Here is a 24,964-nt window from a genome sequence, read left to right on the forward strand (position 1 = left end):
TCCGGGCGGCTGGGCTCACGACGCGAAGCCGCGGGCCGCCCGCAGGACGTCACCAGGGGCCGTGCCGCACTGGGCCCAGGCGATGCCGACGCCCGCGTGCATGCGCACGGCCTGGTCGCCGAGGGGGAGCGGCAGGCGGATCCGGGACTGCATCGACGTCGCGGCGGTGCGCGCGTCGGCGAGGCCGAGGCCGTCGGCGAGGACGACGAACTCGTCACCGCCGTACCGGGCGACCGTGTCGCCGTCGCGTACGGCCCCACCGAGCCGCCGGGCGACTTCGACGAGGACGCCGTCCCCCGCGTCGTGTCCGAACCGGGTGTTGATCGCCTTGAAGTCGCGGAGGGCGAAGAACATCACGGCCAGCCCACGGGTGTGGCCGTCGCCCGTGGGGGCCCATACGTGGGCATGGGGGGTCCCGGAGCCGGGGTGGAGGTCGGCGGCGCCTCCCGCGCCGGTGAGGGGGCCGTACTCCCGGAGCCCGCAGAGCCGGGCGCCGATGCGGGCGTGCAGCTCGGCGGAGTTCGGCAGGCCGGTGAGGGAGTCGTGGGAGGCGCGGTGCGCGAGTTCGAACTCGCGGCGCTTGCGCTCCTCGATGTCCTCGACGTGGGTGAGCAGGAAGCGCGGGCCGTCATTGGCGTCCGCGACCACGCTGTTGCGCAGCGAGACCCAGACGTAGCTGCCGTCCCGGCGGCCGAGCCTGAGTTCCGCGCGACCGCCCTCGGCGGAGGTGCGCAGCAGGGTGCCGATGTCCTCGGGGTGGACCAGGTCGGAGAAGGAGTAGCGGCGCATGGCGGAGGCGGGGCGGCCGAGCAGGCGGCACAGGGCGTCGTTCGCCCGGAGAATGCTGCCGTGGCTGTCGCCGCCCATCTCGGCGATGGCCATGCCGGAGGGGGCGTACTCGAAGGCCTGCCGGAAGCTCTCCTCGTCGGCCCGCAGCGCCTGCTGCTCGCGCTCCAGGCGGACCAGGGCGCGCTGCATGTTGGCACGGAGGCGGGCGTTGCTGATGGCGATGGCGGCCTGGATGGCGTACTCCTGCAGGGCCCGGCGCTCGTCCGGCCTGGGACGGCGGCGAGTGAGGGGCCGGTCGACGGACAGGACGCCGATCAGTTCGCCGCCGGGGCCGCCGTACATGGGGGCGAAGAGGCGGTCGGAGGGGTGCCACTCGTCCTCGAAGCGGGGGGCGGGGCCGTCGGTGTACCACTGCGGGACGTCGTCGTCGTCGAGGATCCAGCCCTCGGTGTGCGGTATGAAGATCAGGTCGCCCCACTGCTCGCCCATGGCGAGGCGGCGCTCCCAGGACTCCCGCGAGCCCACCCGGCCGGTGATCTGCGCCTCGGCCGTGGAGTCCCCGGAGAAGGCGGCGACGGCGAGGTCGCCGTCGGGGCGGACGAGGTTGACGCAGGCCAGCTCGTAGCCGAGGCCGGTCACGACTCCGTCGGCGACGATCTGCAGGGTGTCCCCGAGACTGCGGGCCAGGTGGAGCCCCTGGACCGCGGCCTGCAGATGGTGACTCCTGTCGAGGGCGAGGGCGCTGTGGGTGGCGAACTCGGCGGCGAGGGAGAGACCGGCTTCCTGGAAGGGCTGCTCGGCCGGGTGCCGCAGGAGGACCGCGGTGCCGATGATGCGCCTGCGGCCGTGCAGGGGCACGAGGACGGTGTGGGCCCCGCCGGGTGTCTCATGCCCCTCACCGAGCAGTTCCGGCAGCGCGGCCCCACCGACCGGCGAGTCGGTGGCGACCGGCAGTGCTCCGTTGAGCACGTCCAGGAGCGCGCTGCCGGGGCGTACCTCGCACGCCGCGGCTCCCTTTCCGGCGTGCGGCGGATGCACCTGTCGCAGCCGCAGCACCAGTGGGCCGACGTGCTCCTCGTCGCCCACCGGGATCGGGTCCCGCAGATAGACCATGACCGCGTCGGCGATGGTGGGGACGACGGCCCGGCACAGCGCCGCCACGATGTCCTCCGGTTGCCTTCCCTGGGTGATCCGGTCGGCCGCGGCGGAGGTGCCGCCCTCGGGAACGGCGGCCGTGGGCCGTAGGGGTTCGAGCGCGGGGAAGGAGGCCTCCTGGCTGGTCGGCGGGTTGTCCGGGGTTGTTCCGGACAACTCCGAGGGCCGTTCCCCCGGGGGCTGTCGCACCTCCCCGGGCACGGAGACGCCGGATCGCGCGGAAGGGGCCGGAGGGACCGAGGACGACCGGTAGCCCACCTCGTCGGCGGCCTGCTGAACGGCTTCGTGCTCCTCGTCGAGGACGGCGCGGGCCTTCTCCAGCGCACGGTCCACGTCGTTGAGCGCGGCGTCGTCGGTGCTGAACGTGTGCGGATCGGGCCGGGACAGCAGCGGCTCCGGATCCCGCGTCCGGGAGGACTCGTCCTCGCCCGCGCGGAGCCGCAACTCCGCCAGTTCCGCCTCCAGCTCGTGGATACGGCGTGCGGCGTGATCGGCGACCTGCTGGGCGACGCCGCGCTCCCGCTCGGCGCGGGCCAGCTGTTCGCGCAGCTCCGTCTCCTGCCGCCGCGCCCGGGAGAAGAGTTCCACCACTCCCTGGCCGTCCGAGAGCCCGCTCGTCACCGACTCCAGCGCGTCGAGCCGCCGCTTCAGCTCCGTGACCTTCGCCTGGGCCTGACCGAGCATGACGAACAGCAGGGTGGCGATCGACAGGGCCTGTTGCCGTCCGTGCTCGCCCGCCTCGTACGCCTGCCGGGCGCGCTGCATCTCCTGGAGGACCTCGATGATGCGGTCCTTGGCCTGCAGCAACTCACGGGCGGGCACCAGCTCCTGCGCCTCCGTGAGTGCTGTCGGGTCCGCGCTCGCCCGGTCCCACAGCCTCCTCGCCTCGCCGAGGCGTCGGCGGGAGAGGTCGGCCGGTTCGTCGGGGAAGCACACGTCGGCCACGGCCTCGACGAGATCCCACTCCAGCGACTCGCCGGACAGCCGGTCGCGCAACCGGCGTAACTCGGGCACGGTCCGGGCGACGAAGTGTTCGGGGGTGAGCCGTGCGTGCAACTCCCGCACGGTCACCGCCGACTCGTCGAGCCACGACCGCACCACCGCGACGAGTTCGTTGATCTCGACGCACGATCCCCGGGCCGGTCCCCACGGCCGTCCCGCCCGTTTCCTCTCGCCGGCCACGCGCTCTCCCCCTGGGTTGTTCGCCGGACAACCCCCTGTTGTCGCGGGAGAAACATCCAACCGTCCCGGCTGCGGCCCCGCCCGGGGATCGTCGTGATTCGTCATCGACACCACACGACCCAGGCGGTGCCTCCATGAACCACACCTTCCCGGCGTTCCAGCTCCTCGCGCTGGCGGTGGCCGTCCTCTTCTGCGTCATCGCCGCGGCGGTCGCCTTCGCCCTCGCCCGTTGGGAGGGAGCCGCGGTGCCGACGGCCCTGTCCCGGTGCGGCATCGCGTTCGCCGGGAGCCTCACCCTGTGCCTCGCCGTCTTCGCCGCGTTGGACCGTTCGTAGCCGGACGTTGGGCCGTTCCTAGTGGACGTTGGGCTGTTCGTAGCGGACGTTGGGCCGTTCCGAGCGGACGGAGAGGACAGCGCCCTGTGCCGCCCCGGTGACCACGGCCCGCGTGATCGAAGTCACATCGCCCTGCGACTACCCTGCGCGAGCGTCGCCGCTTTATGCGCCCGCCGGACAGGATGGCTTGAACTCGCACCCCGGTGGCGCCGTCGATGAGTGCCTCGAGCGCGCCTCAAGTAGGTCCCCCGTGGCACAAGTTGAGCGGTGCTCAGCATCCTCGGCGCTCAGGTCCAGGCCAATATTCGCTCACGCGATCGAATGTCTGAAGATCGACTGTGACTCCCGCGTGACACCTGGAGCCGGGGAGGCCGCGTGGTGCGGCTGGGGTGACGCTGAGTCACGGCGCGGCCGGACCGGGGCAGGGAAGCGGTCTAGACCCCTTCCCTGCGGCGGGCGCTCCGTCTTAGGTTCTTGGCGCTGCGGTGGTCCCCGCAGACTGCGCTTTCTTTGAAATGTCGCAATGTGTGACACCTGGAGCAATGCTGCATTCTTCCCGGGAGCGAGAGAGAAATATGGTGGGGCGTGGTGGGCGCGGATTCTTGCTCGCTCTGATGTGCGTGGCAGCCGCAACTGGATGCTCGCAGGGAGGCAATGGCGACGCGAAAGCAGCCGCCGCACCCGGGGCGACGATGCCCGCCGGGGAGAACATCGAGGGTGTCGACCACAGCAAGTGGCCGTCCGCCCAGGCGACCAGTGGACTGACCAAGGGAATGACCCTGCCCATTCAGGCATACCTGGTCTCCTACCCCCAACAGGTCACCGTCCTGCGCGCCCAGCACAGCGTGCAGAAGGAATGCATGAAACGGCTGGGGTTCGAGTACAACCCCCGAGAGCCCGGGCATTTCCCCCCGCCGAACGCGGACGACGCGAACATGTCCCGGCGTTACGGTGTCGCCGATCTGGAGCAGGCGCGCGAGTACGGATACCGCCTGCCCGGTAACAGCGGTGAGCCTCCCGCCGACGAGAAGATCTCGGAGGCCGCCAACGCGGCGCTCCTGGGGCGCACCTCGTCCGGGGAGGAGGTCACCACGGCGGGCGTGCCCGAGGGCGGCTGCCTGGGGGAGTCGGAGCGCCGTATCGGCACCCTCGACGGCGCCCTGGCCTCCCGGCTCAACAACGAGGGGTTCGACGCCTCCAAGGCCCTGCCGAAGGTGCGTGCCGTCGTCCAGAAGTGGTCGACGTGCATGCGGGGCAAGGGCTATGCGGTCGCCACCCCGCTGGATGCCGCGAAGCTGGCCGGTTCCGCCGGGGGCTCCGGGGCCGCTCCGGCGCGCGAGACCGAGATCGCGGTCGCCGATGTGGAGTGCAAGAAGTCCACCGACCTCGTGTCCGTCTGGTTCACGGAGGAGTCGCGGATCCAGAGCGATCTGATCGAGCGCAACCAGCTCGCCCTCCAGGAAGCCAAGGACGGTGTCGAGGCGGCCATCAAGAACGCGACCACGGTCATCGCCGAGAAGTAGAAGTACATCTTCGATATGTCAAGGGAGTTTTAGCGTGAACAACCTTGCCCGCATAGCAGTCGGCGCGTCGCTTGCCCTTTCCGCGTCCTTCCTCGCCACGTCCCCCGCCCAGGCGGCGACGACCTACTCGGGGGACGAATGCACGGCCAGCAACGAGAACTGCTTCGCGCTGTTCTACAACTCGGGGGTCAACACCTGGACGTCGTCCTGCTTCCTCTCCAACAGAAGCATTCCCGACCTCTGGGGTTACAGCCCCAACGGCGCCACGGTCGTGCGCTTCGTCTTCCGTGCCCCCGGCACCCACATCAACACCAATCTGGCCGTGTCGTGGTGCTACGGAAGCGGTGAAGGGCAGGACGTGAAGAACAACGCCGCCGCCGCCGCGAGCGGTGAGGCGTCCGCCACCAACACCGTGTTCTACAACTCCGGATACGCGGGCGCCTCGCAGAGCTTCGGTCCCCGGTCGACCGGAAACCTCAATTCGACCCTCAAGAACGAAAACGCTTCCATCCAGCGTTCTTCCTAGCCGGTACTCGGCCACGGGGCCCGGAGCTGTCGCGTCGGGCCCCGTGCTTGTCACGAAGAGTCTCAGTGGATCGGCGGATCGAAGCAGTGGCAGAGGAACCAGTCCAGCAACCCGACGCACTCGCGCGGTCCCGGGACACCCGCCTGGCGCGCCGCCGACGCCTGGCCGTGCTGGTCGCCGTGAGCGCCGCCTCGGTCGCCGTCGGCGGGATCGTCGCCGGGAGCTGGGTGCAGTCGCCCGCCCAGGCAGCCGCCGACACCAGGGCGCCCGAACCGAGCCTGGTCACGGCACCCGTGGAACGTAAGGTGCTGCGGACCACCACGGTCATCCGGGGCACCTTCTCCAACGGGCGCACCATCGAGGCCGAGCCCACCGCCGTCGCCCGCACCGACGCCTCCGAGCCGCCGAGCACCCTCGTCGTCACGGACGTGCTCACCAGGACCGGGCAGCGAGCCGAGGCGGGCCGCGCCCTGGTCGAGTACTCCGGCCGCCCGGTCTTCGCGCTCCCCGGAGCGATCCCCGCCTACCGCGACCTCTCCGTGGGGACCAGCGGCAAGGACGTCACCCAGCTCCAAGAGGCCCTGCGCGCACTCGGTTACGACACCGGCTCCGACGTCGGCGGACAGTTCCAGGCCGGGACCGCCCGCGCGGTGGAACGCATGTACGAGGCCATGGGGTACCCCGTACCGATCTCCTACGGCAGCACGCCCGAGGCCCCGGAGACCGCACCGACCAGCGGCACACCCCAGGCAACGGACGGCACCTTCGAGTCCGCCACGCCCAAGCCGGAAGCACCAGCCCCGGAACCGCAGCCACAACGGCAGCCGCAGCCGCAGCCGCAGCCACAACCGCAACCGCAACCGCAACCCATGCTCCCCGCCTCCGAGGTCGTCTACGTCCCCACCCTCCCCGCCCGCGTCGTCTCCGTCCCCGTCCACGTCGGCGACACCGTCTCCGGCCCCGTACTCGGCCTCGCCCGCGGCGAGATGACCCTGACCGGGCGGCTCGATCCCGCGCAGGCGGACCTGGTGTCGGAGGGCATGGACGTGACGGTGCTCTCCGAGACCACCGGCACCGAGCAGCGCGCCACCGTCCGCACCGTCGGCCCGCTGACCACGCCCGCGGCCGACGCCGGGAAGTCCGGGGGCGGCGAGGACGGCGCGCCCGTGGACGCCGGACCCCCGCACATCCCGCTGGCGATCAGGCCCGAGAAGCCCTGGGACCCCAAGCTGGCCGGGCAGGACGTCCGGATCACCATCAGCGCGGCGGCCACCGACGGGCCGGTCCTGGCCGTACCGCTGGCCGCGGTCTCCGCGGGCGCGGACACCAGGACGACCGTGAGCGTCGTGTCGTCCAACGGCACCACCCGGCGCACGGTCGCCGTGAAGGTGGGCGCCTCCGCAGACGGGATGGTCGCGGTCACCCCGCTCAGCGGACGTCTGAAGGTCGGCGACCCCGTCGTGGTCGGCCAGTGATCCAGCGCCTGCGCCGCCGCCGTACCCGCCACCCCGTGGGCACCCCCGGCCCGGAGCCGTCCCCGTGGGTGGTCGAACTGGCGGACTGCGGGCGCACCTTCGACGGCACCCCGCCCGTCGCCGCCCTGCGCCCGGCCAGCCTGCGGATAGCGCAGGGCGACTACGTGGCCGTCGTGGGCCCGTCGGGATCGGGCAAGTCCACGCTCCTGAACATCCTCGGGCTCCTGGACCGCCCGACCACCGGCACCTACCACCTCGCCGGTCAGGACACCGCCCGGCTGAGCGAGGCCGACCGCACGGCGCTGCGCGGGCACCGCATCGGCTTCGTCTTCCAGGCCTTCCACCTGCTGCCGCACCGCACGGCCCTGGAGAACGTCGTCCTGGCCCAGCTCTACGTCACCGGCCACCGGGCACCCCGCGCCGCCACGGCGTCGGCCGCCCTGCACCGGGTCGGCCTGGCCCACCGCCTGCACGCCATGCCCACCGTCCTCTCCGGCGGCGAACGCCAACGGGTGGCCGTGGCCCGCGCCCTGGTGAACACCCCCGACCTGCTGCTGTGCGACGAACCCACGGGCAACCTGGACTCGGCCACCGCGGCCTCGATCATGGACCTGCTGGAGGAACTCAACGCCGCCGGTGTCACGGTGGTCGTGATCACCCATGACCAGGCCATCGCCGCCCGCGCCCGCCGCGTCGTCACGATCCTGGACGGCTCCCTCAGCGAAGCGGGGGCCGACCGGTGAACGGCCGCGTCCCCCGGACCCGGCTGTCCCCCTACGACACCGTGGCGGAAGCCCTCGCCGGGCTGGTGCAACGGCCGGGGCGCTCGGTGCTCACCATGCTGGGCACCATCCTCGGCATCGGGTCCTTCGTCGCCGTACTGGGTCTCACCTCGACCGCTACCAGCCAGATCGGCAAGTCGTTCAGTCTCCTCCAGGAGACCACCGTGACCGTCGAGGACACCGCCCCCGGCGCCGCCGCCATGTCCTTCCCCGAGGACACCGACAGCCGTCTGCAGCGCCTCGACGGAGTCTCCGCCGCGGGAGTGTGGTGGACCCTGCCGCTGCGCAACCCGAGGGTCGCCGCCCAACCCACCGCCCGAGCCGCGGACGGACAGACGAGCCTCGGCCTGTACGCCGCCAGCCCGGGCGCGCTGCGCGCGATGCAGCCGACGCTGACCAGCGGCACGCTCTACGACGACTTCCACCAGCGCCGTGACGAGCGCGTGTGCGTCCTGGGCAGCGGCGCCGCCCGGCAACTCGGGATCAGCCGGGCGGACACCCGCGCGGCGGTCTTCGTCAACGACACCGCCTACACCGTCGTCGGCATCATCGACGACACCGAACGCCTCCCGCAGACCCTGCTCGGCGTGCTCATCCCCACCAGCACGGCGACCACCCAGTACGGCGCGCCCACCGACGCCCCGGCCCAGGCGCTGATCCACACCCGTCCGGGCGCGGCGCGCCTCATCGCCGACCAGGCGCCGCTGGCCCTGCGCCCCGACCAGCCCACGCTGCTGAAGGCGGTCCCCCCGCCCGACCCCCGCACCCTGCGCGACCAGGTCGACACCGACCTCTCCGGCCTCTTCCTGCTGCTCGCCGTGATCTGTCTCGTCGTGGGCTCCGTCGGGATCGCCAACACCACGCTGGTCGCCGTGCTGGAACGCACCGCGGAGATCGGCCTGCGGCGCGCCCTGGGCGCCCGGCCCCGCCACATCACCGTGCAGTTCCTCACCGAGTCGACCGCGCTCGGCACCCTCGGCGGCCTCATCGGCACGGCGATCGGCATCGTCGCCGTCCTCGCCACCGCCGTCGTACGCGACTGGACCGCCGTCATGGAGCCCCTCACCGTGCTCCCGGCCCCCTTGATCGGCTCCCTCGTCGGCTTCCTCGCGGGCCTGTACCCGGCCTGGCGCGCCGCCCAGATCGAACCACTCGAAGCGCTACGTCGCTGACCTCCCGCAACCCCCGTCACCCACCCCCAGCAGTCTCTCCGAAAGGAATTCCATGGCCGACGAGATGGTGCTGCAAGCCCAGAGATTCATCAACACCACCTACAACAACGGCGCCACACTCGGCATCTCGAAGCTGACGGAGAACGGCCAGACCGGCTGGCCCGTCATGTACGCCCTCACCCGGGCGTTGCAGTACGAGATGGGCATCACCTCCCTGTCCAACAACTTCGGCCCGGCCACGCTCGCCGCGATCGCGGAGAAATACGGCAAGCTCGACGACACCACCATCCCGTCGGCCAACTTCTGCCGGATCATCCAGTCCGGCCTCTACTGCAAGGGCTACGACGGCGGCGGAATCGACGGCACGTACAACGACCGCGTCAAGGCGGCGGTGCGCAAGCTGAAACTGGACATGGGCGTCAGCGCCACCTATCCCGACGACGCCCTGTGGCCGAAGCTGGTCAAGGGCCTGTTCAACATGGACGCCTATGTCACCGTCAACGGCGGATCCGGCAGCGTACGGCTCATCCAGCAGTGGCTGAACGGGCGTTACCTGCTGCGCAAGGACTTCTACGTCATCCCGTGCGACGGCCACCATTCCCGCGACGTGGCCAAGTCCATGCTGTACGCCATCCAGTACGAGCTGGGCATGGCGGACGGCGTCGCGAACGGGGTCTTCGGCCCGGGAACACAGGCGGGCCTGAAGAACCACACGGTGTCCCTCGGCGACACCGGCGTATGGGTGCGTCTCTTCTCCGCCGCCATGGAGCTGAACAAGCGCCCGGCCTGGATGTCGGACTCCTTCCAGGCCGTGCTGGAAAGCGCCGTCCGGGAGTTCCAGGCATTCGTCAAACTTCCCGTGACCGGAAAGGGCGACTTCCAGACCTGGTCCTCCCTGCTGGTCTCCTACGGCGACCAGTCCCGTCAGGGTGAGGCGTGCGACGGCGTCACGAAGATCACCCCGGCACGGGCGCAGGCGCTCAAGAGCGCGGGCTACAAATACATCGGCCGATACCTCTACAACCCCTTCCCGAACGGTGATCTGCCCGAGAAGGAGATCCAGCCCGGAGAACTGGCGACGATCAAGCAGTACGGCCTGCGCTGTTTCCCCATCTACCAGACCTGGGCGCGCTCGGTCGACTACTACAGCGTCCAACAGGGCGTCGCCGACTGCATGAACGCCGCCTACAAGGCCGAGGAACACGGCTTCAAGCCGGGGACCAGGATCTACTTCGCCGTCGACTACGACGCGGTCAACGACGAGGTGACCTCGCACATCCTGCCGTACTTCAAGTCCATCAAGGACCAGATGGACCGGATGGGAAGCCCGTACCGGATCGGTATCTACGGGCCGCGCAACGCCTGTTCCCGGGTGTCCGACGCGGGATACGCGGGCACCAGTTTCGTGTCCGACATGTCCTCGGGATTCTCCGGGAACCTGGGCTATTCGATGCCGGAGAACTGGGCCTTCGACCAGATCGTCACCAAGACGGTCGGCTCGGGTGACGGCCTCATCGAGATCGACAACAACATCGCCTCCGGACGGGACACCGGCCAGGGCGATTTCGACGCCCCGCCCGCCCAGAAGCTCGACATCGGCTTCAGCCTGGCCTACTGGGAGGCGTTCCTGAAGGAGATCGACGACTACATGGCCGCCATCGGCAGGCCGACCAGCGGCGGGGAATCGGGCAACGGCTACGTCTACACCAGGAGGCAGTGCCTGGAGACGATCATCGCGCACGACGACGTGATCACCTCGGCGGCCCGCAGATACCGGATGCGCAAGGCCCTCATCCAGACCTCCGCGTTCTGGGAGTTCTGCCACTACAGCCAGGTGGACGTGGCACAGGACGCCGGAGTCGTCTGGTACTACACCGGGGCGATTCCCGACTGGGCGCAGGGACTTCCCGTCATCAACAAGCTGACGGACAGCGCCACCGGCGTCGCCAAGATGAAAAGCCGCAGCTGCATCCGCGCCCGGAACAACTCCATCCAGTCCGGTCTCCTCGAGGGTTCGGTCCTCGACCCGGCCAAGGAGGCGGACGTCTGGGCGAACTGGCAGAAGGTCAACCAGGACAACGCCTTCAACCTGGCCAGCGTCGCGCATCTGCACATCTGGGGCGCGGACGGAAAGATGGGGGACATCGTCGAGGAAACCCCCATGCGCCGACCGTCACTCGACTACACCGACGACGAGACCTACGAGGTCCTGCGCCGCTACCAGGGGTCGGGATCCGTGGCCGAGACCGACGCCAGGCTGCGTATGCCGCTCTACGCGATATTCGAGAAGTACAACCGCGTCATCCGGGAAGCCTGAGCCACCGTGACCACGGCAGCCGCCGCCACCGGCCACAACGGCCTGGTGCTGGTCTCCGTCGTCATGGGCGGACTGGTCGCCGTGGTGGCCCTCGCCGTGTACCTGGGCTCGGCGGTCACCCGGCGTCGTCGCCGCGCCGCCACCCCGGCGACCCGCTGGCGCGACCTCTCCCTCCTCTTCGCCACCGCGTCACTCGCCCTCTACGTCTGGGGATGTCTCCATGTCTTCCTGCGGGCCGGAAAGGCGGGCGGAGAGGACTGCTTCACCCTGAGCGACCTGGAAAGAGGCGTCACCCTGCGGGAGGCCGAGGGCGATTTCCTGCCGCTCCGGCTCGTCTGCCACATGTCGGACGGACGCAGCTTCCCCATCGTCGTTCCCGACTACGTCAATCCGTCCATCGCCGTGCTGCTGCCGCTGGCCGGGATGGCCGCCGTCACCTCGGCCGTCCTCCAGCGCAGGCAGGTCAACCCACCCAGAAGGGAACGCGTCAGTTGAACGTCACCGGCATCACCCGGAGAACCGCCCTCACCGCAGCCGCCGGAGCGGGCCTCGTGTCCACCGGCCTCCTCGGCCTCTCGTCCCCGGCCGTCGCGGCGCCCCAGCCGCCGTCACCCCAGCCCTTCCCCAACGAGGAACTGAAGGAAGCCCTGCGCCGGGCCAAGGCCCGGGACCGCCGCGTCCTCACCGGCCGCCCGTCCGCCAACCGGTGGGACATGCAGAAGGAGGTCGACGCGGGCGGCGACATCGCCACCTGCTCCGTGCCCGGCACCGGACTGACCGTGGCCGTGCGCGTGGGCGACGTGGAAACGGTGCTGGTGCACGTGGTCCGGCGCTTCCACTACGAGGTCGACGCCCTCGGCCGCGACGGCGAACCCCGGCCGGTGGAGGGCTGGGTGGCACCGTCGAGCGTCCGCGACAGCCGCTCCCCGGAGTCGAACCGGGCGTCGGGCACCGCCGTGGTCATCCGGCCCGGCTCCTACCCGCCCGGCGCGACGGGGGGCTTCACCGCGGCCCAGCGGCTCGTGATCCGGGACATCATCGCCGACACCGAGGGCATCGTCCGCTGGGGCGGCGACGACCGCCACCGCCCCTACGAAGGCCTCTTCTACCTCACCGCGCGGCCCGATTCCCCCCGCCTGGCGAAGGTCGCGGAGAGGCTCCGCACCTGGGGAACCACCTCCGGGCTGGCCGCCGGAACCCTCGTCGACACGGCCCAGCCGAGCCGACGCCGCAGGGCCGCCCGCTACCAGTGACCCACGGCGGCCGACACCGCAGGGGCCTCAGATCGACAGCGGCACCGGATGGACCTCGTCCGCCTTGTGCCCCGCGCGTTCGTGGACGCGCTGGACCGCTTCGGCCGAGGGCGCCGCGGACAGGCAGTACACCGTGCCGGACTCGGGATCGGCCCACGCGCGTTCGAAGTGGACCTGCTCGTCCTTCTCCAGGGCGAGGTCCGCGTTGTGGGCCTCGCGCAGCTGGTCGGCGGTGATGCCCTTCATCCCGTGGTGGACGTCCATGAACTGGGGCATGGCCTGACACCTCCTCCTCCACACGTCGTACTTCCATGCTGCGCCCGGGGAGGAGGAGGGGCGACCGGGACGTCAGGCCCCCGTCAGCCGCACGGGGTCAGCCGCACTGACAGGGGCCGCCCGACTGGCAGCCGCACCCGCAGCCCGAACCACAGCCGCAGGCCGCGAGGAGCGGCAGGCTCCGCGGCTGTGCGGGCTGCTCGGTCGGGTGCTGCTGGGTGGGGTCAGGGGTCGGGGCGGGCGGGGTGGCGGGGGAGTCGGGCATGGTCGGGTCCTCCTCGAGGCCGGTGCCGATACCTGCACCTGTGCCCGTTAAGGCGCGGTGCCTTGCCCATTGCATGCCCGCTCCACTGGGCGCATCAACGGCGCACAGTGGCTCGCGCGCGCCCCGGCCCCCGGGAACGCGCTGCTCAGGCCTCCTCGACCGCCGGCACCGCCTGGATCTCCGGCTGGGTGTCCTGCTGCAGCTCGTCCGCGTGCTCGCCCGTGACGAGGAAGACGACCCGCTTGGCGACCGACACGGCGTGGTCGGCGAACCGCTCGTAGTAGCGGCCCAGCAGCGTCACGTCGACGGCCGTCTCGATGCCGTGCTTCCAGCGGTCGTCCATCAGGTGCTGGAAGAGGGTGCGGTGCAGCAGGTCCATCGCGTCGTCGTCCTGCTCCAGCTGGAGCGCCAGGTCGACGTCCTTGGTGACGATGACCTCGGCGGCCTTGGCCATCAGCCGCTGGGCGAGCTGGCCCATCTCCAGGATGGTGGCGTGCAGGTCGTGCGGGACCGCCCGCTCCGGGAAGCGCAGCCGCGCGAGCTTCGCCACGTGCTGGGCCAGGTCGCCGGAGCGCTCCAGGTCGGCGGACATCCGCAGCGAGGTGACCACTATCCGCAGATCCGTCGCCACCGGCTGCTGCCGGGCCAGCAGCGCTATCGCACGGGCCTCCAGCTCGTGCTGGAGTTCGTCGACCCGCTTGTCGGCCTCGATCACGTTCTCGGCCAGCTTCAGATCGCTGTCGAGGATCGCCGTGGTGGCGCGCCCGATCGCCGACCCGACCAGCCGGGCCATCTCGACCAGTCCGTCGCCGATCGAGTCCAGTTCCTCGTGGTACGCGTCCCGCATCAGGGTTCCTCTCGTACGTCTCTTTCGGGTGGTTTCGGACACCTTCTGGCATCTCTGCGGGCCCCCGGAAAGGGTCCGGAGGGGGATCCGGAGACATCCCGGAAGGGGTCCGAAGGGTCCTGCCGACCGGACCCGGCGGATCCGGTTCGGCCCGGCCCCCGGTCTCCTCATGGTCCGCAAAGCCCATGGTGAAACCGGTGCCGCTCCCCCCACGCTCCCACGTTCCGGCCCGCACGCGTCCGTTTCTTCCATCCCAAATGAATCAGTACTGGCTCCAAGGTGAACTCTGGGCGACGAGTGTTCGAGCTGGTGCTCGGACGACTGTAGGCACCGCGTGCGGCATGCCTAACCTGGAGGCATGGACGTGAACGCGGCGGTCGCCGCAGCGGCAGCGATCGCCGGGGTACTCACCGGCGTGATCGCCATGCTGGCGTTCCGCTGGAGCGAGCGCGACCTGAAACGCCCCACCCGGACCTCCCTGCACACCGACCCGGTGCTCCCACCGGGCGTGGACACCGTGCTCTCGGTGCTGCGCTCCTCCGCCGTCGTACTCGACGAGGCGGACGCCGTGGTCAAGGCCAGCTCGGCCGCGTACGCGCTGGGACTGGTCCGCGGCGGCAAGCTGGCCGTCGAGCCGATGCTCCAGATGGCCCGCGACACCCGCAGGGACGGCGAGATACGGCAGGTCGAGCTGGACCTGCCCCGGCGCGGCTCCGGCCGCGGCGAGGCGCTCGCCGTCTCCGCCCGCGTCGCCCCGCTGGGCTCCCGGCTGGTGCTGCTGCTGGTCGAGGACCTCACCGAGGCCCGCCGGATAGAGGCGGTCCGCCGGGACTTCGTCGCCAACGTCAGCCATGAGCTGAAGACCCCGGTCGGCGCGCTCTCCCTGCTCTCCGAGGCCGTCATGGACGCCTCCGACGACCCCGAGGCGGTGGAACGCTTCGCCGGGCGGATGCAGATAGAGGCGACCCGGCTGACCAACCTGGTGCAGGAGCTGATCGACCTCTCCCGGGTGCAGAACGACGACCCCCTCGACGACGCCGAGCCGGTCCGCGTGGACGAACTCGTCGCCGAGGCCATCGACCGCTGCCGCCACACCGCCTCCAACAAGCAGATCACCATGGCCACCGGGGGCACCGCCGATCTGCACGTCTGGGGCCACCGCGGCCAGCTCGCCGCCGCACTCGGCAATCTCGTGGAGAACGCCGTCAACTACTCACCGGCCCGCACCCGCGTCGGCATAGCCGCCCGCCGGGTCGCCGCGACCGGCGGGGACATGATCGAGGTCGCCGTGACCGATCAGGGCATCGGCATCTCCGACAAGGACAAGGAGCGCATCTTCGAGCGCTTCTACCGGGTCGACCCGGCCCGCTCCCGTGCCACCGGTGGTACGGGGCTAGGGCTGGCGATCGTCAAGCACGTGGCCGCCTCGCACGGCGGGGAGGTCACGGTGTGGAGTTCCGAGGGACAGGGCTCCACGTTCACCCTGCGGCTGCCGGAGGCGGGCGCCGCCCGTGACCGGGCCCACCAGCACCCCGCCGTCGACGACGAGGACGACGACGCCGGCGCCGGTCAGTCCGCCGACTCAACCCGTTCGCCGTCCCCTGACTCACCCCCGTACGAAACACTTCCCGCTCCGGAGGTCCTTCCGTGACCCGTGTGCTCGTCGTCGAGGACGAGGAGTCCTTCTCCGACGCCCTGTCGTACATGCTCCGCAAGGAGGGCTTCGAGGTCGCGGTCGCGACCACCGGGCCCGACGGACTCGACGAGTTCGAGCGCAACGGCGCCGACCTCGTCCTCCTCGACCTGATGCTGCCCGGCCTGCCGGGTACCGAGGTCTGCCGTCAGCTGCGCGGCCGTTCGAATGTTCCCGTCATCATGGTGACCGCCAAGGACAGCGAGATCGACAAGGTTGTCGGGCTGGAAATAGGAGCCGACGACTACGTCACCAAGCCGTTCTCCTCGCGGGAGCTGGTCGCCCGCATCCGCGCGGTGCTGCGCCGCCGCGGCGAGCCCGAGGAGGTGGCCCCGGCGGCCCTGGAGGCCGGTCCGGTCCGCATGGACGTCGACCGGCACGTGGTCACCGTCGGCGGCACCAAGGTCGACCTCCCGCTGAAGGAGTTCGACCTGCTGGAGATGCTGCTGCGCAACGCGGGCCGTGTGCTCACCCGTATGCAGCTCATCGACCGCGTCTGGGGTGCCGACTACGTCGGCGACACCAAGACCCTCGACGTCCACGTCAAGCGCCTGCGCGCCAAGATCGAGCCCGACCCGGGCGCGCCGCGGTACCTGGTGACGGTGCGGGGTCTGGGCTACAAGTTCGAGCCGTAGGCCGTATCCGCGCCACCATGACGAAGGGCGGGACCTCCGTGGAGGTCCCGCCCTTCGTCGTACGGCGCTCAGTGGCCGGAAGCCTCACCGGTGGCCGTCTCGGTGGCCGTGCCGGTCTCGGGCGCCTCCGGCGAGTTGGTGTCCCCGCCCGGCTCCTCGGTCTCGCCGGTCTCACCCGTCTCGGTGGCCTCCGGCGACTCCTCCGTGGCCGGGGCCTCCGGGGTGGCGCTCGGGCCCCACGAGGCGTAGTAGCCCTCGGCCGGGACGATGAACGCGTCCAGGACCACCTCGCCGGTCTTGCTGAAGGCGAAGGTGACCTTGTGGGCGTCGCCGTCCGTGAGGCTGGCGCCGTCGGGGAGGACCGCCGAGGCGTTGCCCTCGCCGCCGATGATGACCGAGCCGCCGGCCGGGACGGTCAGTCCGCCCTTGCCCTGCGCGGGCGACAGCTCGACCGGGCCGCCGACGCCGTCCACGGTGATGGAGTCCAGGGTCTGGGCGCTGGAGCCGCTGTTGAAGACGGTGGCGGAGATGGCGGCCGGGCCGGTCGCCTCCGCCTCGGGCTGGGTGATGACCACGGCGTTCTGGATCTTGATGTCCCCGACGCTGGTGGCCGCGTTGTCCGGCTTGATCTCCAGAGTCTGGGAGTTGTTGCCGGCGCCGCAGGCGGCGAGCGAGGCGATCGAGAACGCGATGGCGGAAGCGGCGAGGGCGCCGCGTCGAAGGCTGCTGCTCACGGCGGCGGCAACTCCTTGAACGCAGGGGCGGCTGTCCTGTAAAGCCGCCCTAAGGATCTGTCAGCGGCCCCAGGTTACCGATCCGTTCCCCGGCCGCCGCACCCGACCCTCCCTACCGGGGTGTCCCGGTGGCTCACCTCCCGCCGCGGTGTCACCGCGGTCACTTCGGAGCTGTCACCCGTCCGCCATTCACATAAGCCCCGTGGGGCAATGCCGAGCAAAAACCCGGTGAAGGAATGCACCGCCTGTGACCCGGAATTGATCAACGGGAGAAGGGGGTGATCAGCGGGGATCGGTGAAGCCCTTGTGATCAATTCCGGAATCGTCTCCCGCCCGGCTCCGCGAGCCGAACGGAGTAGCGGAAGTCGATCGTTTGGAAGCGGACATATCGGGATGTTCAGCCACTTGGCAGGGGGGTCGGGGGTGTGTAACGCATGCGTTTCCCGTGCCCCGGACAGCGGCTCCGACCTGCGAATACCTTGTTCCGCGGGGGCCGCGAAGCACGTTCCTGTCGCTGTTGTCAAGCCCCGAGATATGCCCTGACCTGCGAAAACGCCATTCAGAAGACGCCGTATCCGTGTTACCCTGGATAGCCACGGAAGGGGTACCTGTCACATGACGTTCAAGGTTGGCGACACCGTGGTCTATCCCCATCACGGGGCCGCGCTGATCGAGGCCATCGAAACTCGCCAGATCAAAGGCGTGGACAAGACCTACTTGGTGCTGAAGGTCGCCCAGGGTGACCTGACGGTACGTGTGCCAGCGGACAATGCGGAGTTCGTCGGCGTACGTGATGTGGTCGGTCAGGACGGGCTGGACCGGGTCTTCGAGGTGCTGCGCGCGCCGTACGCCGAGGAGCCCACGAACTGGTCGCGTCGGTACAAGGCAAATCTGGAGAAGCTCGCCTCCGGCGATGTCATCAAGGTCGCGGAAGTAGTGCGTGACCTGTGGCGTCGTGAGCGCGAGCGCGGACTCTCCGCCGGTGAGAAGCGAATGCTCGCCAAGGCCCGGCAGATCCTGGTCAGCGAACTCGCCCTCGCGGAGAACACCAACGAGGACAAGGCCGAGGCCCTGCTCGACGAGGTTCTCGCGTCCTGACGCGTGGCAGGCAGCCCACGCCTATTCCATAGCAGTTCACCAGCAGCACCAGTCGAAATGCCGCGGTGCCCGATGACGATGACATAGAACTGGCTGTCGTCGCCGGGCGCTGCGGCATGTCCGCTTTCGGGGTCCCCGGATTCCCTGGGCGGCATGCCTCGGGGGCGCACTCCGTACGCCAGGGGTTTGGCTGGAATTCCCGCCCCCGATACTTGGTGTGCCGGGCCCGGGCAGTTGGCTCGACCAGTGTCACGGAAGGGTCCGGTCAAGGCGTCGCGCCCGGCACTCCCCGCGCTCCAGGAGCACGGGGTACGCCCAGGCCATACCCACGCCAGGCCAGCACACAAACCTGACAGGAACCGATGTCTGACGATTCGCGCCCTTCGCCTGCGGGAACTGGTTCGCAGGCCGCTCAAGAAGCCCGTACGGAGGCCCATGCGGACACGCGTACGCAGGCCCGTACCGCCGCGGTGATCCCGGCCGCGGGGAAGGGCGTGCGGCTCGGCCCGGGCGCCCCCAAGGCGCTGCGCGCGCTGAACGGCACTCCGATGCTGGTGCACGCGGTGCGGGCCATGGCCGCGTCCCGTGCCGTGTCCCTCGTGGTGGTCGTGGCCCCGCCCGACGGCTCCGCGGAGGTCAAGTCGCTGCTCGACGCGCACGCCCTGCCCGAGCGGACCGACTTCCTGGTGGTGCCCGGCGGGCAGTCCCGGCAGGAGTCCGTGCGGCTCGGCCTGGACGCGCTGCCGCCCGGCTACGACATCGTGCTGGTGCACGACGCGGCGCGCCCGCTGGTCCCGGTGGACACCGTGGACCAGGTGATCGACACCGTGCGGGGCGGGGCACCGGCCGTGGTGCCCGCTGTACCGCTGGCGGACACCGTGAAGGAGGTCGAGCCCGCCGCGGTCGCGGGGGAGGCGGAGGCGGTCGTGGCCACACCGGTACGGGCACGGCTGCGGGCGGTGCAGACACCGCAGGGCTTCGACCGGGAGACCCTGCTGCGGGCGCACGAGAGCGCCACCGGCGAGGTCACCGACGACGCCGGGATGGTCGAGCAACTGGGCGTGCCGGTGGTGGTCGTACCCGGGCACGAGGAGGCGTTCAAGGTCACCCGGCCCCTGGACCTCGTCCTGGCGGAGGCGGTTCTGGCGCGCAGGAGGCTCAACGATGGCTTCTGAACCGACGGCGGTGATGCTGCCCCAGGTGGGCATCGGCACGGACATCCACGCCTTCGAGGAGGGCCGGGAGCTGTGGTGCGCCGGGCTGAGGTGGGAGGGCGAGGGCGCCGGGCTGGCCGGGCACTCCGACGCGGACGTGGTCGCGCACGCCGCGTGCAACGCCCTCTTCTCCGCGGCCGGACTCGGTGACCTGGGCCAGCACTTCGGCACCGGGCGGCCCGAGTGGGCCGGTGCGTCCGGCGTCGCGCTGCTCACCGAGGCGGCACGGATCGTCCGCGCGGCGGGCTTTCGGATCGGGAACATCGCCGTGCAGGTCGTCGGCCCCCGCCCGAAGATCGGCAAGCGCCGCGAGGAGGCCCAGAAGGTCCTGTCGGAGGCCGCCGGTGCCCCGGTGTCCGTCTCCGGCGCCACGACCGACGGGCTGGGGTTCCCGGGACGGGGGGAGGGCCTGATGGCGGTGGCGACGGCGTTGGTGGCGCGGGTGGCGTAGCCCACCGGGTCCGGGAGCGAGTCCCGAGCGGTGTCGCGGCTGGGAGGAAATCGGCCGGGGCACTGGTCGGGGCCCACTACCCTGGAGGGGTGACTATTCGCCTGTACGACACCAGCGCCCGGCAGATCCGTGACTTCGCCCCGCTCACCCCGGGCTGTGTCTCGATCTACCTGTGTGGTGCCACCGTGCAGGCCGCACCGCACATCGGGCACATCCGGTCGGGCCTGAACTTCGACATCCTGCGGCGGTGGTTCGACTACCGCGGCTACCGGGTGACGTTCGTGCGGAACGTCACCGACATCGACGACAAGATCATCACCAAGTCCGCCGAGCAGGGGCGGCCCTGGTGGGCCATCGGCTACGAGAACGAGCGCGCGTTCAACGACGGGTACGCCGCGCTCGGCTGCCTGCCGCCGACGTACGAGCCGCGGGCCACCGGGCACATCACCGAGATGGTCGAGATGATGCGCGGGCTCATCGAGCGCGGGCACGCCTACGAGGCCGACGGGAACGTCTACTTCGACGTGCGGTCCTTCCCGGACTACCTGAAGCTCTCCAACCAGGAGCTGGACAACCTCCAGCAGCCCTCCTCCGCCGGTGAGACCGGCAAGCGGGACCCGCGCGACTTCGCCATGTGGAAGGCGGCGAAGCCGGGTGAGCCCAGCTGGGAGACGCCGTGGGGGCGGGGGCGGCCGGGGTGGCACCTGGAGTGCTCCGCCATGGCCCACAAGTACCTGGGCACCGAGTTCGACATCCACGGCGGCGGCCTCGACCTGATCTTCCCGCACCACGAGAACGAGATCGCCCAGGCCAAGGCCTACGGCGACGAGTTCGCCCGGTACTGGCTGCACAACGCCTGGGTCACCATGAGCGGCGAGAAGATGTCCAAGTCGCTCGGCAACTCGGTGCTCGTCTCCGAGATGGTCAAGCACTGGCGGCCGATCGTGCTGCGGTACTACCTGGGCACCCCGCACTACCGCTCGATGATCGAGTACAGCGAGGAGGCCCTGCGCGAGGCGGATGCCGCGTTCTCCCGCATCGAGGGCTTCGTGCAGCGCGTCGTCGAGCTGGCCGGTGCCGTCGAGCCCGCCGCCGAGGTGCCGCCCGCGTTCGCCGACGCCATGGACGACGACCTCGGCGTCCCGCAGGCGCTCGCCGTCGTGCACACCACCGTCCGGCAGGGCAACTCCGCCCTCGCCGCCGACGACAAGGACGCCGCGGTCGCCCGCCTCGCCGAGGTCCGGGCCATGCTCGGCGTCCTCGGCCTCGACCCGCTCGACCCGCGGTGGACCGGGGGCGACGACCGGGGCGAGGAACTGCACGGGGTCGTCGACAGCCTAGTAAGACTCGTCCTCGAACAGCGGGAGTCCGCTCGGGGGCGGAAGGACTGGGCCACCGCCGACGCCATCCGCGATCAGCTCAAGCACGCCGGGCTGGTCATCGAGGACAGCCCGCAGGGCCCCCGGTGGACCCTCGGCGGGCAGGGCTGACCGGCCCCGGGTGATCGGGTGTGCCGTCCGCGCGGGCGGGCGGCACACTTCACCTCAGACACAAGACGCACGTACTCACTACAGACAGGTAGATCATGGCCGCTCACAACCGTCGCATGTCCGGCAAGAAGGGCGCGCAGGTCGGCAGTGGCGGCCAGCGGCGCCGGGGCCTGGAGGGCAAGGGGCCCACCCCGCCCGCCGAGATGCGCAAGGGGCACGTCAAGCAGCGGGCCGCCGCCGCGAAGGCGCGCCGGGCGCAGGTCCGCGCGCCGCAGCGCCGTACCGGCAAGGCGCCGTCCGAACTGGTCGTCGGCCGTAACCCCGTCGTCGAGGCGCTGCGCGGCGGCGTGCCCGCGTCCACGCTCTACGTGCAGCAGTTCATCGACAACGACGAGCGGGTGCGCGAGGCGCTCCAGCTCGTCGCCGAGCGCGGCGGCATCAACCTGATGGAGGCGCCGCGCCCGGAGCTTGACCGGATGACCAACGGGCTCAACCACCAGGGCCTGGTGCTCCAGGTGCCGCCGTACGAGTACGCGCACCCCGAGGACCTCGCCGGTGCCGCCGCCGACGCGGGCGAGGACCCGCTGATCGTCGCCCTCGACGGGGTGACCGACCCGCGCAACCTCGGTGCCGTCGTGCGGTCCGTCTCTGCCTTCGGCGGCCACGGTGTCGTCGTACCGGAGCGGCGTGCGGCCGGGATGACGGCGGGTGCCTGGAAGACGTCCGCCGGTACCGCCGCGCGTACGCCGGTCGCGCGCGCCACCAATCTGACGCGGGCCCTGGAGGCGTACAAGAAGGCCGGGATCGTGGTCGTCGGGCTCGCCGCCGACGGTGAGACCGAGGTGCAGGAGCTGGCGGCGCTGGACGGGCCCGTCGTCATCGTCGTCGGCAGCGAGGGCAAGGGGCTGTCCCGGCTGGTCGGGGAGACCTGCGACTTCCGGGTGCGGATCCCGATGCCGGGCGGCGCCGAGTCGCTCAACGCCGGTGTGGCAGCGGGGATCGTGCTGTACGAGGCGGCGCGGCGCCGCGCCTGAACGCCCGTGCGGCGTATCACCCGTACGGGGTAATCCGGGCGTTGAGGGCGAGCTTGACGGGGTCCGGACAGTTCGCCCAAGTCAAAGCAGTGTCCTAAACACACGTCACTCGGTTAGATGAGTGTGGACACCAGAACACCCCGCACACCCACGGGGGACCGCTCGTCGGGATTCGACGACGCTCCCGCGCTGAGCATGGTGAAGGTGCCGAGCGATCCGGCGCAGGTCATCGTCAATCACGCCAGCTTCCGCGTGCAGTTGGGCGCGTCCTCGCGGGCGCCCCAACTCCCGCGGATCGCACGACACGCGAGCGCCGCCGCGGACACCGCCCGGATGCCCGTCGTCGGCACCAGTACGGGCGCCAGGCGCCGTCCGGTCGTCTGGAGCGGCCGGTCGCTCCCCGACGACACCGGCGCGCACCGCCTGCTCCAGGCCGTGCGCGGTGCGGGCGTCCGCCCCGCCGACGAACCCGCCTCCGACACCGGCGCCACCCAGGTCATCCCCCGCGTCGACGCCGACACCGGCTACCAGAGCGGCTACGGCGGCGGCTACGACGACGAACTGGTCCAGACCGTCGAGACACCCGTCGTCGGCGCCCAGCGCGGCCCCGGCGACGCGACCCGGCTGCTGCCGCACATGCGCACCGTCACCAGCGCCGACGACGAGCGCGAGGCGGCGGCCCACGACGAACGCCCCTACGACGCATCCCCGTACGACGAATCGCCGTACAGCGAATCCCCGTACGGCGAACCCTCCTACGACGACGCGGACTTCGAGACCCCCGAGGGCGCCCGCCGCAAGCCGGGCGGTGACGACCCCGCCCGGCACGCCTACTACCCCGGCCGCCGGATGAACCTCGGCGTCGTCCTGCTCCCGCTGCGCGTCTTCCTCGGCTTCATCTCCATCTACGCCGGTATGGGCAAGCTCTGCGACCCCGTGTACTTCGACGGCGGCGAGCGCGGCTCGATGGTGAAGTGGCTCAACACCCTGCACCCCTGGGAAGTCGCCGAGCCGCTGCGGCAGTTCGCCCTCGACCACCCCGTCGGCTCCGGCCTGGTCATCGCCTTCTTCCAGGTCATCGTGGGCGTGCTCACGGTCCTGGGCTGCTGGCAGCGGGTCGCCGCCGTGGTCGGCGCGCTGCTGTCGGCCGCGCTGCTGGTCACCGTCAGCTGGAAGAGCGTCCCCGCCTACGACACCCCCGACATCATCTATCTCGCCGCCTGGTCCCCGCTGATCATCGCCGGGGCGCCCGTGTACTCCGTCGACGGGCGGCTCGCGGCCGGCGCCTGGCGGCGGCTCGGGCCACGCGCCGACATCTGGGAGCTGCGCCAGTACGTGCTGCGCCGCGGTCTCCTCGTCACCACCATCGCGACCGGGCTCACCCTGCTCATCGGCTCGCTGCTCGGCGGCGCGGTGCGCGACGCGGACCGGGTGGTCGTCCCCGGGCCCGGCGAGGCCCCGCGCAACGAACTGCCGGGCTCCCCGCTGCCGCAGAGCCCCAGCGAGCGGCGCGGCCAGTCCCCGTCGGCGAGCGCCTCCTCGCCCACCCAGGGCGCCACGCAGGGCGCCTCCTCGGCCGCGCCCACCGCGGGCGCCGCGGCCTCCCCGGACGCCACCCGCGACACCGGCACGGTCACCGGCGGCGCCCCCAGCCAGACCCAGGGCACCGCGGGCCAGGCCCCGCCGCAGCAGTCCTCCCCGGAACAGCAGGCGCCGAGCACCAGCTCCGGGCCGACCTCCGGCGGCGCCGCGACGAGCGGCGGCGGCGATCCCACCGGCGGCACGGGCACCGGCTCCAGCGACGGCGAGTCGACGTCCGGGCCGGGGCTGGTCGGAGGGCTGCTGGGCTGACCGGCTCACCGGCTCACCGGCCGACTGGCCGACTGGCTGTACGGCGACACAGGGGTCCCACGCGCTGGTGGGGCCCCTGTGGCGTGCGGTGGGGGCCCCTGTGGCGCACCGCTTTCAGTGCTTGAGCGCCGCCAGTTCCCGTGCCGCCTCCGTGAGGTCCTTCGCCGTGTCGATGGCGCGCCAGTAGGCGCCCTGCGGGAGCGGGAAACCGGCGAGGCGGCGTTCGCGGGCGAGCTGGGGGAACGTACTGCGTTCGTGGTCGCCGCGGTCCGGGAGGAGTGCGGCGAACCCGGCGGAGAAGACGTAGACGCCCGCGTTGATCTCGAACGTGGACGGCGGGGACTCTATGAAGTCCGTGACATGGCCGAAGCCGTCCGTCTGCACGGCGCCCCACGGCAGCCGCGGGCGGGCCAGGGCGAGGGTGGCGACGGCGTCGCGCTCGGTGTGGAAGTCCGCCATGTCGCGCAGCGGGAAGCGGGTCCAGATGTCGCCGTTGGTGGCGTACCAGGGCCGGTCGGGGTGGGGGAGGCGGGCGGCGGCGTACTTGAGGCCGCCGCCGCGGCCGAGGGGCTCCGGTTCCACGACGGTGGTGACGGAGACGGGCAGGTCGGTGGCGTCCAGCCAGTCCTGGAGCACCTCGGCGAGATGGCCGCAGCTGACCACCACGTCGGTGACGCCCTCCTCGGCGAGCCAGGAGAGCTGATGGCCGATGATCGGAGTCCCGGTGCCGGGGATCTCGACCATCGGCTTGGGCCGGTCGTCGGTGTACGGGCGCAGCCGGGAACCCTGGCCACCGGCCAGGATGACGGCTTGGACAGGCCTGGCCGCGGCGGCGTTCGGAGCAGTCATGCCCGAAGCGTAGAGGGC

Annotated in this window: 22 protein-coding genes; 17 read left to right on the plus strand and 5 right to left on the minus strand. The window is 71.2% G+C overall.

The genetic code is table 11. The features are described from left to right. Window positions 1–15: 15 nt before the first annotated feature. Entirely contained in the window at window positions 16–1,503 is a 1,488-nt protein-coding gene (cdgB, locus tag ACFVQG_RS24535) for a diguanylate cyclase CdgB (protein WP_383388080.1), read from the minus strand. A 1,757-nt stretch (window positions 1,504–3,260) separates the two neighbouring features. Between cdgB and ACFVQG_RS24540 the strand changes: the two genes are divergently transcribed. The 9 genes from ACFVQG_RS24540 to ACFVQG_RS24580 all read left to right on the plus strand — a co-directional run bounded on the left by ACFVQG_RS24540 (window position 3,261) and on the right by ACFVQG_RS24580 (window position 12,509). Next, window positions 3,261–3,461: a hypothetical protein gene (locus tag ACFVQG_RS24540; protein ID WP_383387307.1), complete on the plus strand. Its 201-nt coding sequence runs from the start codon at window positions 3,261–3,263 to the stop codon at window positions 3,459–3,461. Between the two features lie 692 nt (window positions 3,462–4,153). Continuing rightward, complete coding sequence (locus tag ACFVQG_RS24545; protein ID WP_383387309.1) at window positions 4,154–4,984, plus strand: hypothetical protein; 831 nt, start codon at window positions 4,154–4,156, stop codon at window positions 4,982–4,984. Between the two features lie 34 nt (window positions 4,985–5,018). After that, window positions 5,019–5,510, plus strand: a complete 492-nt coding sequence (locus ACFVQG_RS24550; protein WP_383387311.1) for a hypothetical protein — start codon at window positions 5,019–5,021, stop codon at window positions 5,508–5,510. 86 nt (window positions 5,511–5,596) lie between these two features. Further along, on the plus strand, window positions 5,597–6,985 hold the full coding sequence (locus ACFVQG_RS24555) for a peptidoglycan-binding protein (RefSeq protein WP_383387313.1): 1,389 nt from the start codon (window positions 5,597–5,599) through the stop codon (window positions 6,983–6,985). Further along, entirely contained in the window at window positions 6,982–7,728 is a 747-nt protein-coding gene (locus ACFVQG_RS24560) for an ABC transporter ATP-binding protein (RefSeq protein WP_383387315.1), read from the plus strand. The genes ACFVQG_RS24555 and ACFVQG_RS24560 overlap by 4 nt, the downstream gene beginning before the upstream one ends. Continuing rightward, complete coding sequence (locus ACFVQG_RS24565) at window positions 7,725–8,939, plus strand: ABC transporter permease (RefSeq protein WP_383387317.1); 1,215 nt, start codon at window positions 7,725–7,727, stop codon at window positions 8,937–8,939. Before ACFVQG_RS24560 ends, ACFVQG_RS24565 begins: the two co-directional genes overlap by 4 nt. 52 nt (window positions 8,940–8,991) lie before the next feature. Then, window positions 8,992–11,256, plus strand: coding sequence for a glycoside hydrolase domain-containing protein (locus ACFVQG_RS24570; RefSeq protein WP_383387319.1), 2,265 nt, complete (start codon window positions 8,992–8,994; stop codon window positions 11,254–11,256). 6 nt (window positions 11,257–11,262) lie between these two features. After that, window positions 11,263–11,751 (plus strand): hypothetical protein, encoded by a 489-nt coding sequence (locus ACFVQG_RS24575; RefSeq protein ID WP_383387321.1) that lies wholly within the window; start codon window positions 11,263–11,265, stop codon window positions 11,749–11,751. Then, entirely contained in the window at window positions 11,748–12,509 is a 762-nt protein-coding gene (locus tag ACFVQG_RS24580) for a hypothetical protein (protein WP_383387323.1), read from the plus strand. Before ACFVQG_RS24575 ends, ACFVQG_RS24580 begins: the two co-directional genes overlap by 4 nt. Window positions 12,510–12,536: 27 nt before the next feature. On the opposite strand, the gene ACFVQG_RS24585 is transcribed toward ACFVQG_RS24580, so the two are convergent. Then, window positions 12,537–12,785: an SCO4226 family nickel-binding protein gene (locus ACFVQG_RS24585; protein WP_383387324.1), complete on the minus strand. Its 249-nt coding sequence runs from the start codon at window positions 12,783–12,785 to the stop codon at window positions 12,537–12,539. Between the two features lie 410 nt (window positions 12,786–13,195). After that, window positions 13,196–13,897 (minus strand): phosphate signaling complex protein PhoU, encoded by a 702-nt coding sequence (phoU, locus tag ACFVQG_RS24590; protein WP_383387326.1) that lies wholly within the window; start codon window positions 13,895–13,897, stop codon window positions 13,196–13,198. A 358-nt stretch (window positions 13,898–14,255) separates the two neighbouring features. On the opposite strand from phoU, the gene ACFVQG_RS24595 reads away from it, so the two are divergent. Beyond that, window positions 14,256–15,548 carry a sensor histidine kinase gene (locus ACFVQG_RS24595; protein WP_383387328.1) on the plus strand — a complete coding sequence of 431 codons (1,293 nt, stop codon included), beginning with the start codon at window positions 14,256–14,258 and terminating at the stop codon, window positions 15,546–15,548. Further along, a complete protein-coding gene (locus ACFVQG_RS24600; RefSeq protein WP_030829297.1) occupies window positions 15,545–16,225 on the plus strand; it encodes a response regulator transcription factor in 681 nt (226 codons plus the stop codon). The genes ACFVQG_RS24595 and ACFVQG_RS24600 overlap by 4 nt, the downstream gene beginning before the upstream one ends. Before the next feature lie 68 nt (window positions 16,226–16,293). On the opposite strand, the gene ACFVQG_RS24605 is transcribed toward ACFVQG_RS24600, so the two are convergent. Further along, window positions 16,294–16,959 (minus strand): DUF461 domain-containing protein, encoded by a 666-nt coding sequence (locus ACFVQG_RS24605; protein ID WP_383387330.1) that lies wholly within the window; start codon window positions 16,957–16,959, stop codon window positions 16,294–16,296. Window positions 16,960–17,574: 615 nt separating this feature from the next. Between ACFVQG_RS24605 and ACFVQG_RS24610 the strand changes: the two genes are divergently transcribed. From ACFVQG_RS24610 to ACFVQG_RS24635, 6 genes are all read left to right on the plus strand, one after another. Continuing rightward, complete coding sequence (locus ACFVQG_RS24610; protein ID WP_003953493.1) at window positions 17,575–18,057, plus strand: CarD family transcriptional regulator; 483 nt, start codon at window positions 17,575–17,577, stop codon at window positions 18,055–18,057. Between the two features lie 362 nt (window positions 18,058–18,419). Then, the gene (gene ispD / locus ACFVQG_RS24615; protein WP_383387332.1) at window positions 18,420–19,232 is read left to right on the plus strand and encodes a 2-C-methyl-D-erythritol 4-phosphate cytidylyltransferase; all 813 of its coding nucleotides are present in this window, start codon (window positions 18,420–18,422) and stop codon (window positions 19,230–19,232) included. Next, complete coding sequence (gene ispF / locus ACFVQG_RS24620) at window positions 19,222–19,722, plus strand: 2-C-methyl-D-erythritol 2,4-cyclodiphosphate synthase (RefSeq protein WP_383387334.1); 501 nt, start codon at window positions 19,222–19,224, stop codon at window positions 19,720–19,722. Before ispD ends, ispF begins: the two co-directional genes overlap by 11 nt. A gap of 89 nt (window positions 19,723–19,811) precedes the next feature. Next, complete coding sequence (gene cysS / locus ACFVQG_RS24625; RefSeq protein WP_383387336.1) at window positions 19,812–21,212, plus strand: cysteine--tRNA ligase; 1,401 nt, start codon at window positions 19,812–19,814, stop codon at window positions 21,210–21,212. Between the two features lie 95 nt (window positions 21,213–21,307). Then, the gene (rlmB, locus tag ACFVQG_RS24630) at window positions 21,308–22,246 is read left to right on the plus strand and encodes a 23S rRNA (guanosine(2251)-2'-O)-methyltransferase RlmB (protein WP_383387338.1); all 939 of its coding nucleotides are present in this window, start codon (window positions 21,308–21,310) and stop codon (window positions 22,244–22,246) included. A gap of 117 nt (window positions 22,247–22,363) precedes the next feature. Then, complete coding sequence (locus ACFVQG_RS24635) at window positions 22,364–24,097, plus strand: DoxX family protein (protein WP_383387340.1); 1,734 nt, start codon at window positions 22,364–22,366, stop codon at window positions 24,095–24,097. Window positions 24,098–24,211: 114 nt separating this feature from the next. Here the strand turns inward: ACFVQG_RS24635 and ACFVQG_RS24640 are convergent, their stop codons facing one another. Further along, on the minus strand, window positions 24,212–24,946 hold the full coding sequence (locus ACFVQG_RS24640) for an NDP-sugar synthase (protein WP_383387342.1): 735 nt from the start codon (window positions 24,944–24,946) through the stop codon (window positions 24,212–24,214). Window positions 24,947–24,964 lie beyond the last annotated feature (18 nt).

This window comes from Streptomyces sp. NPDC057877 (assembly GCF_042796855.1).
Lineage (GTDB): Bacteria > Actinomycetota > Actinomycetes > Streptomycetales > Streptomycetaceae > Streptomyces.